Origin of the sequence: Ktedonospora formicarum, assembly GCF_016587355.1 — a bacterium.
In the GTDB taxonomy this organism is placed as follows: domain Bacteria; phylum Chloroflexota; class Ktedonobacteria; order Ktedonobacterales; family Ktedonobacteraceae; genus Ktedonobacter; species Ktedonobacter formicarum.
In genome coordinates, this window is record NZ_BNJF01000003.1 from 623,886 (window position 1) to 636,676 (window position 12,791).

Below are 12,791 nucleotides of genomic sequence, written 5' to 3' on the forward strand. Positions count from 1 at the left end.
GCTTTCTTTAAGTGAAAGAAGTCACATCTTCCCGCTCATTGGGCTGAAGAAAACTCTGCTTCTCCTTGCTTTCGTCGAAGAGATGAAGCACCCAGGAATCGATGGTGAGGAAGAGGTGTGTTGTGGTCGGGAATCTATCCTCCCTTCCTGACTTAACTTTGGGGGTGAGAGCGACTGAGCCAGTCCCCAAAACGTGTTGGGGCAATCCGCGCACTGTCGCCTGGTATGAGGGAGTCCTCCTCCAACTCTGTGCCGTAGAAGCGCGCATGGGCATCTGTAATGACCTGGCGTGTATCATTGTTCGCACTCAAAAATCGACGCACGAGATCATCAAGATGGATCTTTTCAGGACCAGCCACTTCAACGATGCCGTTCACAGGTGATCCAAGGGTGACATCAGCCAGCGCAGTCACAACGTCATCAGACAAGATCGGCTGGAGAAAAGCTGGCGGCAAGCGAATCGTTTGTCCATCGCTCGCCTCCTGGGCGATGCCGCCAACAAACTCGAAGAACTGCGTTGCGTGAAGGATGGTATAGGGAACCATAGACGCTTTGATCAGATCTTCTTGGGCCACCTTCGCTCGGTAGTACCCACTGTGAGGAAGACGGTCAACACCAACGATAGACAGGGCGACATGATGTCCTACACCGGCAACTACTTCTGCGGCCAGGAGATTGCGACCTGATGTCTCGAAAAAATCCAAAACGGCTTTGTCCTCCCACGAAGGCGCATTCACGACGTCGACGACCACCTGAGCACCAACAAGCGCTTGAGCTAACCCCTCACCGGTGATGGTGTTGACGCCTGTGCTAGGTGATGCTGCTATGACCTGATGGTTATGCTCTCGAAGCTTGCTCACAAGTTTTTTTCCGATGAGTCCACTGCCACCAATAACCACAATCTTCATACTGTACCTCTCACTTCTTTGCCCATGAGTCGGGCTTGTAATATTTAAACATAGGCTGATGCGTGTTGGAAAGCCTTGAATATGTCTTCTGTCGACACTCCACAAAAGTTCATCAAAACCTTTCTTACCAATTACAGATCCACCAGTTCGGTATGGGTATTCTCGCAGAATATGCCTGTATTAATGTGCATTTCTATTCTCAACAATCCCTGCCACGAAGAAGCCTTACTGCCAACCTGTATCCTGAACTGTGTAGGAAGCATAGTCTAGAAAGAGAGCCCTTTCAAGAATCATTTTTGCAAATTTTATGGTATCATTTGCTGGTCGAGCTATGTATGAGTTGGACATAATTAACCTTTATACCCTGCCCATTTGATGCTAGGTAAACAGCTCTTGCCACCGGCATGCAACGTTCGCCATAATGGGGAGAGCAACGTCTGCATAGTGCCAGGAACGAGAGCATAGGGACTAGAGGCTACTTGCTCCTGCTGTAAATGTCGAATTCGATGTACGTCATTCCCAGTCCACTGACACTCCAGAACGACAAATGCCTTCTCCATCATGGCGCATACTCCCTTCTCATTTTTGGCAATCTCGACCACTAAGAAGCCTTGTATCCAGCATGTGTGCTGACCTTTATAGGAAGCATACTCTAGAAAGAGAGCCCTTTCAAGAATCATTTTTGCACATTTCATGGTTTCATTTGCGAAGAACTTCCTTGTCAATCATGACAAAAAAACGACAAGCCCTTCACAACACAGCGGATTTTGCCCTCAATCGCACACTCACGATGCCATTGCATCGCCAGTTGTATGATCGACTACGTCACACTATCCTCAGCGGCCAATTGCAACCAGGTCATCTCCTCCCATCAACACGGGTTCTAGCAAGCGAATTAGGGATTTCGCTCAATACAGTGAACAATGCCTATGATCAACTCTGTGCTGAAGGCTACATCGAAAGAAGGGTTGGACAGGGGACCAGGGTAGCGTGTGATCTTCCAGAAACCTTTTTTCTTCCCAAAGGATGTCCACAGAGAAACGCAGCCCTCGACGAAACCCCACACACTACCCTTTTCTTATCTCACTTGGGAGAAGCCTTAATGAGCCAGGCTACCGCATCCTCCATCCAGACGTATCGTCGATCGACTCCCCCTCGTGCTTTTCGCACAGGCACTCCAGACCTACATGCATTTCCCTTTCAACAATGGAGCCAGGTCGCAGCTCACTGCGCCCGGTCTCTCCTAAAACACATGGGGACGTATCAGGAGGTCGCAGGTTTTTACCCGCTCCGTGAAGCGATTGCTTCTCATGTAAGCATCACCCGAGGCGTGCATTGCCAGGCAGAGCAAGTTCTTATTGTGCCAGGAGCACAGACCGCGTTAGATCTGGCGGCACGCCTCCTTCTGAATCCTGGAGACCTTGCCTGGATAGAAAATCCAGGCTATCCAGGAGCACAACGGGCTCTCCTCAACGCAGGCGCGCAACTGGCCCCTATCCCTGTGACCTCGGAAGGGATCAATGTTGCCATTGGGCAAAAGCGGTATCCACATGGACGCCTGGCCTACGTTACTCCATCACATCAATTTCCTTTGGGTATTACCATGCATCTGTCGCAACGCGTTGCCCTCTTGCAATGGGCGAAGCAAGCCAATGCCTGGATTCTCGAAGATGATTATGACAGCGAGTATCGCTTCAGTGGTCGACCGCTTGATGCTTTACAGGGTCTTGATCTCGCCCAACGCGTCATCTACATTGGAACGTTTAGCAAAGTGCTTTTTCCGTCACTTCGTATTGGCTATCTGATCCTTCCGCCTCAACTCATCCCCCCCTTCCTCGCCCTTTGTAGTTATACCCATATTCATGTGCCAATTCTTGACCAATTGACCCTGGAAGCCTGGATAACCAAAGGGCATATGCTGCGTCATATCCACCGTATGCGCGATCTCTATGCAGCGAGAAGAGCGCTCCTCATTGAGTCCTTGCAAAAGGAACTTGGAGGGTGTATAGAAGTGCTGCCTCCTCAAGCCGGTTTACATCTTATGGGTTGGCTTCCACCGAACTTTGATGATCAGCACATGACACAACAAGCAGCGAACTGCGGGGTTGAGATCATCCCTGTGTCCGCGATGACGCTCGGCTCATCTCTGCGAGGTGGCCTTGTTCTTGGCTATGGAGCCGTCAATGAGCAGGAGATTCAAGCTGGCGTTCGGCAACTAGTGAGCATTTTCCCCTCGTAGGCCCTCCATTTGGAGAAGAGCTGATTTTCCCTTTTGTCGCGCTGCGAGAAGCGCCTTTCCCTAAGTTCAAAGGCGCTTCTCAAACCAGTAATGGGCATAGGGCTCATCATTGAAAGCCTCAACCTCCTGATATCCAGCGTGGCGATACAGCTCAATGGCTTCCGTGAGTGTGCGGTTCGTTTCAAGGTGAAGGATCTTGACGCCCGTTTGTCTTGCCTCGTGCTCCAAAGCTTCTAGGAGCCGCCGTCCTAACCCCAGCCCACGCGCCCCTTTCGCGACCCACATGCGCTTGATTTCGCTTGGAGCGGTTTCGTGAAACTTTAACGCACCGCAGCCTACCGGCTCCTCTCGCAGACGGGCCACGAGCAACAGACCAGCAGGAGGCGTAAGTTCGTGTGCATACGCCGTAATGCTCAAGGTAGGATCGAAACCCGCCTCAAAGCGCTGGCCCAGTTCAGCGAAATAGCGCTCAAGGCACCATCGGGCATCCTGACTGGTTGGATTGACAACGGTGATCTGGACCATTGAGGCGATGAGAAGCCGCTCGACCTGTGCCATAGCTGCCCCTAGTTTCACACGCTGGCCCTCGCTGAGTGGTTCCAGCAAGGAACGAGCAAAGGCATCAGCTTGCTGATCCAGCGCGACTCGCTCACGAAGGCCAGCTTCGGTCAAATGGACAAGGCGAACCCGTCCATCCTGTTCACTTGTCCTCACCACCAGCAAGCATTGTTGCTCAAGCGAGCGCAGTAGGCGGCTGACGTAGGCAGAATCAAGAGACAACCTGCGTCTCAGTTCCCGAACCTCAGTCCCCTTTTCTCCGATCTCCCACAGGAGCCGCGCTTCGCCAAGCGGATGGTCTCGACCCAGAAAGTGATCGTTGAGAACCCCGACGCGCTCGGTCATGGTTCGATTGAAGCGGCGAACCTGTTCGACTAAGGATATTTCCACGCCTAACCTCCAGATGTGCTGAAAAAGTGACTGCTCATTCTCTGATTATAGTCAGAGAATTGAGTTGGAATACAAGGGTTTTCTGAAGCACATTCTGATTTTTCTGCTCTGGATGGTGAAACATGTCCTCACAAAGAAAGAGAAAAACGAAAGCTCAATCCCTGGAAGCGCTGCAAACATTTGGTCTCGCAATTGTTCAATCACCGCGTGCTTTTAGAGGATGGCTTACTCTCATAGTGTTGGGCAACATCGTAAAGTTCTCTTTTGTTGATCTTTGTCCCTGGGTTCATACTGTCAAGAGACACCTCTCGTTCAAAGAGAGTCGCCCTGCATGGTCCGGAACATCTGCAGGTTGCCTTCGCAGACCTCAAATGATGGTAGAAGAGGATCGTTTTGCTTTTCGGTGGTGCATCACCTTCGGAAAGCATCTAAAGAAGGAGGTAGTCTTACATGACCGTGTTCTCATCCATCCTGGATCTCCCACTTGATGCCAGAGTAGACCCCCAGGAGTTTCTTTCTGCCGCCATGGAGTGGCATTTCAATCCGGAGACGGGTTCGGCATATTGGCTGGAACGGGCGAAGTCGTTGCCTTTCGACCCACGCAAGGATATCAAACGCTTCGAAGATCTGGCACGTTTCCCCAATATTGTTGACGAATTGCGCAACGTCCGGGCGGAAGACCTCATTCCCAGAGGATATGGTGCGCATCCAGATGTTGCTGGCGTCCCTGAAAGCGGTGGTACAACGGGTGTCCCCAAGAGAGTGGTCATTCTTCGTGACTGGGCAAGCAAGATGGGGACATGGATGGACACACGACTCGACGCACATGGTTTCCCGCGAAATGTGAACTGGCTTGCCCTTCTTCCGAGAGGACCTCATATGGTTGGCGCATTCGCTAAATTGCAGGCTAACACGCGCGGCGGTCTCTCGTTCACCATCGACATGGATCCGCGCTGGGTCAAGAAACTCATTGCTGCTGGTAAAAGCGATGAGGCACGCGCTTATGTCGATCACCTCATTGAGCAAGCCTCATTCCTGCTGCATAGCCAGGACATCGGTGCCCTCACAACCACTCCACCGCTGTTGGAGCGCATCGCTCAGCACGACGATCTGGTGGAATTAATCAATCGGAAAGTGAAAGGAATCCTGTGGGCTGGAGCGCACATGGATTTCGATACTCGCCATCTGTTTCGGACCGAGATTTTTCCCAATGTGAAGCTCGTGGGAGTGTATGGAAGCACGATGATCCTCGGCGGCGTCCCTGAGCGCCCCGGTCTTAGCGACGACGATCCCTCTATCTATGATCCGCCCTCACCTTTTATAACTTTTTCCATCATCGATCCTGACAGCAGGCAACCGGTAGACTACGGTCAACGAGGCCAGGTCGTGATGAACCACATCAGCAAAAACATGCTGCTTCCCAACAACCTGGAACGCGACATGGCTCTTCGAATCGAACCGCCAGAAGGCCAGGTCGGCGACTCAGTTGCTGACGTGTCTCCTGTCGCGCGGTTTGGCAATGAAGTAGTGATCGAGGGGGTGTACTGATGAGTGTAAGTAGTCAACTGCGCTGTATAGACGCGCTTGGACCTAAAGGAGCGTACCGAACACATAATCGCCAGACCATCACGGATGTAACAGGCCATCCGATGGCCGAACTGAGTCTGGTGCCCAAATTGTTTGTCACACGAGCGATGACCGCGCTACATAAAGCACAGACACTCCCTCTGAATGATCGTCTGACGGCCCTTACCAGGGCTGGGAAACTGTTTGCAACGGGTGAAGTTGATGGCATGTCCTCAGCAACGTACCAGCACATGGTATGCCGCATATCCGGCACACCGCTGTCCAATGTACGCAGCGCCGTCGAGGCAGTTGCTCACTATGCAGCCAGCGTCTACTGGAGCTCGCAGCAGGCCCGACCTATCGGAGCGGTCAATGACTGGCGCGATCCGCAGGCCCATGAGGGTACAGCCGTCTGGATACGGCGCGGAAACGTCTTCGCGGTACATGCTCCTGGCAACGAACCTGGCGTACATAGCCTCTGGCTTGAGCCACTTGCGCTGGGCTACCGCGTGGCCGTCCGTCCTTCCAGGCGGGAACCACTTACCCCGTATCGATTGGTAAGCGCGCTGCGGTCCTGTGGGTTCGGTGATGATCAGGTTGTTTTGCTCCCTACCGACTACGACGCAGCCAACGAGATTCTGCGCCAGGCCGATCTGAGTATGGTCTATGGGGGACAGGAGGTCATCGATAAGTATGCTGCAAATCCCACCATTCTGCCCAATGGACCAGGTCGATCAAAAATCCTGGTCACCGCAGACTCGGATTGGCACTCGTCTCTCGACATGATAGTTGATTCGATTAGCAACATGGGTGGAACGGCCTGCATTAACACCACGGCTGTGTTCGTAGAGGGCGATCCCACGCCGGTCGCTGAGGCAATAGCCGAGCGGCTTGCAGCAATTCCAAGCCTGCCGCCGGAAAATGATCAAGCGGTTCTCACAGCCTACCCTCTGGAGACCGCGAAGAAAATCGAGCGGTACCTGCTGGACAAAGCAGCCGGGACCCGGGCCTATCTGGGAGGAAACGGGATCGTTGATGACTTGGGCGATGGCAGTGCGGTACTGCGGCCTGCTGTCCACCAACTGGACAATCCGCTTGCGGAGCAGGCGAATATTGAGCTTGCCTTTCCATGCGTGTGGATCGCACCATGGACACGGGAGGCTGGAATCGCTCCATTCAAAGATACCCTGGTACTCACAGCAGTCACCCATGACGAGAAGCTGCTGGACGAACTGCTCGCAGATCCGACGATCCGAAACCTGTATATCGGCAACCACCCGACGTACTGGATAGCGCCAGGCATCCCGCATGACGGTTATCTCGGCGAATTCTTAATGCGCGCGAAAGCCGTCATTCGCGATTGAGACGCATTGCACGCATGGGTGCAGAGATAATAACGAGCGTTCCATCTGTACAACGGATAGGTACCGGAACACGGGCAAGCGGGGAGCAAACAGAGAACTGGTTGGAATCATGACCTGCTGTATTGCTTCTGCTTGCCCACCTGAGTTTCGCAAACTTTTGCTTGGACCGGGAAACCAGGCAAAAATGAAGCAGACGAACAGAACATGCCAGCAGAGCTTTATGGGTGAGAAATTATGACATACATGGCATGGAGATCTATCGCTGAAAAAAAGGAGGGAGAGAGCGGATGCTCTTCTCTCGGAATAACGGGGTACATGGTGGCCCGGCACCAACGCGCGCCTATATCCCTGAACTCCTTGATAAAGAATGGACGGTTTAACCGCCTCAGTCCTAACGCATCTATGCATTGAGAGAAGTGATTCTATGATTTCAAGTGGGTGAAATCGTGAATCCAACACTTCCGCCAGGACTTGTGTCAGTCTTTCTCGGTCCCTCACAACTTCAGGTAACATCAGACGATTTCATGAAATCGTCTCACATTTACAGTGGCATTCTTTCCTCTGAGCCGTTTTCATAAGTCAAGGGCAGGCAAAACCAAAACGTTGATCCCTGACTTGGGTTGCTCTGTATGCCAACCTGTCCCCCCAGACGTTCAATAACATTACGTGCGATGTGAAGACCTAAACCAAGACTGACACTCGATCCACTTTGGACAGAAATGCCAGGAGCGCGATAAAAGCGCTTCCAGACCTCCTGTTGTTGCTCGGCAGTCAGACCCGGTCCGTGATCAGAAACAGAGACTCGAACATGAGACGGAGTACGTGTGACCGAAACGGACACTGGGGTATCAGGAGCAGAATATTTGAGCGCGTTGGAGAGATAATTGCCAAGAGCTTGATGCACACGATCAGGGTCAGCCTCCACAGGAATGATCTCATTCAACGTTTCGGTCAGCAATAGAGTACGCTCAGGATGAAGGAGACGCTGCACCTCGACACCATTGCGCACAATCTCTCCGAGGTCACAGCGTTGCGTAGAAAGCTCCAGGCCCTTCGAGCGAATGCGCGAAGCATCCAGCAGATCATAGACGAGACGCTGCTGAACATCCAATTGGTGGAGAGCACGCTCGATGGTCACTTGGAGGAAATGCTCTCGGGCCACTCTTTCCGCCACCTGTGTTGGAGATCTTTGTTTCATCTTGTGCTTGATAATTTGTAAGCTAAGGTGGGAAGCGGTGAGTGGGGTGAGTAATTCGTGAGTGATCATGCTGAGAAAGTCGTCCATCATCTGCTTCGCTCGTTCAGCCTCCCCTTGTGCTTGCTGTGCCTGAAGGCGTGCCCGTTGAAGTTGACTAGTCAGCAAACTGATACAGAGACTGGTAAGGGTGAACATCACGGTACTAAAGATATCTACACGAGCCTCGATCACGAAAGGGAAACGCGGGGGCAGCAACATCACAAGGTAGAAAGCAATGCCAACAAAACTTGCGAGCAGACCAGGGAGGAGACCCCAGCACGACGAGATCAACAGGATGGCAAGCAAGATGAGTGACTCAGAAAACTGGAGTTGGGGAACGAGTTGCAGCAACACAATGGCAAGAAAGCCTGCAACACACGGAAGCACAAGCGCCAGTCCATAACCAATGGCAAGGTGGCGCAATGGAAAGGGGAGGAACCCTGGTTCCATATTATACTGCCACAACCAAGTCACAAGTCGCTTTCTGGCTTGCCCGGAAGGTGAGCCCAATAGAGTAGGCTGCTTTGGAGGTGTGCTCTCTGTCGGCTTCATACATCGCCTGTTCTTTCTCCTTAGACCTTTTCAAGTCTATATTAGGCACACACAACAAGTTCATCTGTCCAGTCACCATCACATGGAAGGAGATAAATCATGTATCCCTTTGCTTTTTGGTACCCTGACTTTACTGCAAGTGCTTGCTACTGGGAGTTGGTCATTCACCGCTCAACGTCATTCATTGTCACTTGTTGTGCCTTCCTGCACACAATCGCCAGGATCTTAGCCATAGAAGTTCCTTTGTTGTTCTTGCGTACTTTTCGCAAAAGAAACATCTGTCAATTTTGCGAGAGGTGGAGAGAGGCAATCTCTCCACCTCGCTTCCAAAGGGAGCCAAGCTGTTTTCCTTGCCAAGATGCGGGGAAGGAGAAGCCAGAAAAACAGTTTGGCCTAGACGCGATGTGCAGCCGTGCTACATGGCGATGAGTGCTCCCTTCTGCCAGACCTGAAGATCTGGCCTACCTGGGGCCCGCAGAGATAGGTGTCTCCCAGATTGGGGCAATGACGGCAGAAGCTTTATGCGTCCTTGCGGGGAGGCCGGAAAGCGGCCAGGCTGAAAGCGAGCGCTGTATAGCCGCAGAGCACAGCGAAGCCAACCCACGGAGCCAGTGGGTAGTACCCAACTGCTGGCGTGTAGAGGCTGATCACCTGTGGGTACTCTGGAAGGCTTTGCTGGATCGCAAATCCAGCGGCAGGCGTGAGCCGGAGCAACCACTGGGATACAGCAAGGGGGGCGAGATTGGCAAGGATGAAAGGGAAGACAATGAGAGCGATGCTGACAGTCATAGCCACCACACGACGCCGGAACAAGGCACCGAGAGCAAGGGAGAAGATGGCAACGGCCCCGACAAGCGCAGCGGTCCCGAACATGACACGCAGTTCGGTGAGGGGAACCACCGGCTGGACAGTTTTGCCAGTCGAGAGCATGATGTACTTGCCGAGCTGGACCGTGACGACGGCGGCCACCGCTTGGGTAGTAAAAGTGACCAGACCAATCACGATAGCCTTCGCGGCCAACACTTGCCCCCATTGATGAATCAAGTACTTGCGCTCAAGCGGACGTCCGGAAGTACTGAAGAATACTGCCACAACGATCACCACTATCAGCCCGACCAGCGCGCCAATGAGGTAGCGCCCGGTGGTCCAGCCCTCCTCAGTCCCCGGTGAAACGTCGCCAGATCCGGTCACAGTAAACGTATCGCCAGATCTGTTGAAACCTCCAATGGACAAAGCCGGCACACCATTGATGAGGTTTCCCCCAGAGGAAGCTGATGTGTCCTGGAGGCTTCCTACACTGGTACCGGTCCACATATTGTCATGCAGACTAACGTGGTCGAAGGTAGCGGTGGCTTGAGTGAGGCGGCTGGCCCCCTCTTGTACAGTCACGTCGCCCGGTGAGGTGACGAAGAGTCCAACCTGCACTGTAGCAGGCAACCCGACCAGATGAGCAGTGCCGACCTGGGTCCACCGCGTGCCGTCAGTTGACTCGTAACCAGTGAGTATGTCACCAGAACGGGTTAGCCGTAGCCAGCGTGGGGATTGCGCAGAGACACCGCCTGGGCTGCCAGCTGTGTCCTGAGTGAAGTCGTACTGCATCCGCGTCCCATGACTGCCGGTGATCATCATGGCTGCGTAGGCTGACCCCTGCTTCATGTTCTCCTTGATCATGATCCCAGCCTTCGCCCATGGCACGACGCCAGGGACAATCTGGTCGTGGTTGGGTGGTGGGTAGGTGATCAGGCCGGTCAGCGAGGTGACCCGCACGGTAATGCTGCCATCCCCGACAAGGGGCTGATGCACGAAGTAGAACTTGTCCGTCACTGCTTCACCGCCTGGTCCAATCGGGATAGGGGGCAGGCACGTCCGTTCGGACCTTCGCAATTCATGAACCCTGTCGTCGCGAGTCCCAAGAGCACTGTCACCAACGCCGCGACTACCATTGCGATCACCCAGCCTCGGACTTGACAGAATGCGGTCCACTCTGAGCGCAGTACTTGCGCGAAGCCAAGGCTATCGGTTCTTTTTGGTTCCATCATTTGTCCTCCTCTCTGGCACTTACCTCTTGCCTACCCGTCGCCAGCAGATAGGCTTCTTCCAGGCTGGGGGAAACCTCGATGGCGGCTTCGTGCGGACGCGTGGCGCTGATCAGCCGCAGCGTGACGCCGTCCATCTGGTTGACCATCGTGCTGGCTTGATAGCTCGCCTGTAACTGCAGGGCAGTGGTCTGATTGGTCGTCACACTCCAGACCTTCCCGGTGGCATGGGCTAGCAATGCCTGCGGCGGCGTATCGGCCAGCACCTGACCCTCCTGCAAAATCAGCAAGCGGTTGGCAACCGCCTCCACATCGCTGATGATATGGGTACTGAGAATGATGATCCGGTTGCTGGTCAGGCTGGCGAGCAGGGTGCGAAAACGCACGCGCTCGGCGGGGTCGAGTCCGACAGTTGGTTCATCGACAATCAAGAGTTCGGGGTCGTTGAGTAGAGCCTGCGCAATACCGATGCGCTGCTTCATGCCGCCGGAATAGGTGGGCAGCTTGCGGTCGGCTACCTGCTCTACTTGCACCATCTCCAGCACCTCGTCAACGCGTCGGTAAGCCAGCGACCTGGGCAGTCCTTTCATTGCGGCCAGGTAGCGCAGGAACTGTCGTCCGGTGAACTCTGGATAGACGCCGAAATCCTGAGGTAAATAGCCCAATACCTGCCGGAGCGCAGCGCCGTGAGTGCGGATATCCTGCCCATTCCAGAGGATGGTCCCCTCGGTGGGAGTCAGGAGAGTTGCAATCATGCGCATTAAGGTCGTCTTACCAGCGCCATTGGGGCCAACCAGTCCAAGCATGCCCGGCCCGCAGCGCAGCGAAAGCTGACGTAGAGCCCAATTCTGCCCATAGCGCTTGCTCAGGTTTTCAATCGTTAATTCCATAAAAAACTCCTTGCTTCTGCTCTTTTCCCGCTCATAATCATTTCCGTAGTGTACGAACAGCTTAGCTTAGCACGTCGCGGGACCGTTTGAAGGCGAGGGCCGCAATCAGCACTAGCAGTAGACTGAGACCGGCCAATACCAGATGGGGCGCGAACCAGCCTGTGATGTCGGGCATCTGGTTCTCAACAGTGAGGAGGATCTGCTGAAATTGCGTCTGGTTAGTGATCGTGCTGAGGTTAAGGGAATACTTGGGGAGCAGTCCGAGCGCTGTAACCGCGCTGGTTGGGTCCCAATTGACATACCAGGCAGGGAGGGTGGTGCCGCGCAGCCCGGCGGGGAGAATCACCGCTCCTATGACCCACGCCACCAGGATCACGATCTTGACCAGATTGGTCAGGTGTGGAAACAAAGTGCTCAGGGCGAAGCCGAGGCTGCTGACCAGGACCGTTGCTGGTAAGACCATGCCGACCCAGAGGAGCAGCACGACATTGGTTGGTGGCAGGGGATACGCCGGGATGGTCAGATGCAGCAGCAGGCCCATCAAAAGGATGGCAGCTAGCAAGAGCAATGCCAGCCCCAGACTGACCAATAGGCCTATTAGATAGCGTCCCCAGACATACGCCCAGGTCGGTAGCGAGGTCGTCAGGAGCAGTTCGTGGGTACGTCGGTTCAGATCCCGCGTCACGCCATCAGCCGTGACAAAGGGCAGGAGGAGAACCAGCAGCAGCAAAGACGCTGATGGAAGGTTCATAAGCAGTCCCCAGGCGCTGGTTCCGGTAATGAAACCATCCAACGCCTCCTTGCCGGGCATGGTCGGCCTGCCGAATTGGGATGGCATCTTCATAGCCCATATTACGAAGAGCAGGAAACAGAAGAAGCCGAGGGCCTGAAGCCAGAAGAGGCGGCTGGCGAAGAAACGACGAAGCTCCCAGGCCATAACGCTCAAAAGCGGATGCGGGCTATCGATTGCTCGGGTGGTCTTCCCGGTGCTGGTCAACGCAGTAATATTCATGGTACACTCCTTTTATGTGTTCGATTTTGGAGGTGCAGC

Annotated in this window: 11 protein-coding genes; 3 read left to right on the forward strand and 8 right to left on the reverse strand. The window is 53.9% G+C overall.

Annotated features, from left to right (window positions below; translation table 11 throughout):
- Positions 1-152 precede the first annotated feature (152 nt).
- The gene (locus K3T82_RS29240; RefSeq protein WP_220197046.1) at positions 153-908 is read right to left on the reverse strand and encodes an SDR family oxidoreductase; all 756 of its coding nucleotides are present in this window, start codon (positions 906-908) and stop codon (positions 153-155) included.
- Between the two features lie 350 nt (positions 909-1,258).
- Positions 1,259-1,471: a hypothetical protein gene (locus K3T82_RS29245; protein WP_220197047.1), complete on the reverse strand. Its 213-nt coding sequence runs from the start codon at positions 1,469-1,471 to the stop codon at positions 1,259-1,261.
- A 164-nt stretch (positions 1,472-1,635) separates the two neighbouring features.
- Here K3T82_RS29245 and pdxR point away from each other — a divergent pair, with 164 nt between their 5' ends.
- A complete protein-coding gene (gene pdxR, locus K3T82_RS29250; RefSeq protein WP_220197048.1) occupies positions 1,636-3,147 on the forward strand; it encodes a MocR-like pyridoxine biosynthesis transcription factor PdxR in 1,512 nt (503 codons plus the stop codon).
- A gap of 66 nt (positions 3,148-3,213) precedes the next feature.
- Here the strand turns inward: pdxR and K3T82_RS29255 are convergent, their stop codons facing one another.
- Positions 3,214-4,095: a bifunctional helix-turn-helix transcriptional regulator/GNAT family N-acetyltransferase gene (locus tag K3T82_RS29255; protein ID WP_220197049.1), complete on the reverse strand. Its 882-nt coding sequence runs from the start codon at positions 4,093-4,095 to the stop codon at positions 3,214-3,216.
- Positions 4,096-4,545: 450 nt separating this feature from the next.
- Between K3T82_RS29255 and K3T82_RS29260 the strand changes: the two genes are divergently transcribed.
- Complete coding sequence (locus tag K3T82_RS29260) at positions 4,546-5,643, forward strand: acyl-CoA synthetase family protein (protein ID WP_220197050.1); 1,098 nt, start codon at positions 4,546-4,548, stop codon at positions 5,641-5,643.
- Positions 5,643-7,025, forward strand: a complete 1,383-nt coding sequence (locus tag K3T82_RS29265; protein WP_220197051.1) for an aldehyde dehydrogenase family protein — start codon at positions 5,643-5,645, stop codon at positions 7,023-7,025. The genes K3T82_RS29260 and K3T82_RS29265 overlap by 1 nt, the downstream gene beginning before the upstream one ends.
- A 541-nt stretch (positions 7,026-7,566) precedes the next feature.
- On the opposite strand, the gene K3T82_RS29270 is transcribed toward K3T82_RS29265, so the two are convergent.
- The 5 genes from K3T82_RS29270 to K3T82_RS29290 all read right to left on the reverse strand — a co-directional run bounded on the left by K3T82_RS29270 (position 7,567) and on the right by K3T82_RS29290 (position 12,752).
- Positions 7,567-8,814: a sensor histidine kinase gene (locus K3T82_RS29270; RefSeq protein WP_220197052.1), complete on the reverse strand. Its 1,248-nt coding sequence runs from the start codon at positions 8,812-8,814 to the stop codon at positions 7,567-7,569.
- Between the two features lie 519 nt (positions 8,815-9,333).
- On the reverse strand, positions 9,334-10,638 hold the full coding sequence (locus K3T82_RS29275) for a DUF1349 domain-containing protein (RefSeq protein WP_220197053.1): 1,305 nt from the start codon (positions 10,636-10,638) through the stop codon (positions 9,334-9,336).
- The gene (locus K3T82_RS29280) at positions 10,635-10,853 is read right to left on the reverse strand and encodes a hypothetical protein (protein ID WP_220197054.1); all 219 of its coding nucleotides are present in this window, start codon (positions 10,851-10,853) and stop codon (positions 10,635-10,637) included. The genes K3T82_RS29275 and K3T82_RS29280 overlap by 4 nt, the downstream gene beginning before the upstream one ends.
- On the reverse strand, positions 10,850-11,740 hold the full coding sequence (locus tag K3T82_RS29285) for an ABC transporter ATP-binding protein (RefSeq protein WP_220197055.1): 891 nt from the start codon (positions 11,738-11,740) through the stop codon (positions 10,850-10,852). The genes K3T82_RS29280 and K3T82_RS29285 overlap by 4 nt, the downstream gene beginning before the upstream one ends.
- 61 nt (positions 11,741-11,801) lie before the next feature.
- Entirely contained in the window at positions 11,802-12,752 is a 951-nt protein-coding gene (locus tag K3T82_RS29290) for an ABC transporter permease (protein WP_220197056.1), read from the reverse strand.
- Positions 12,753-12,791: the final 39 nt, after the last annotated feature.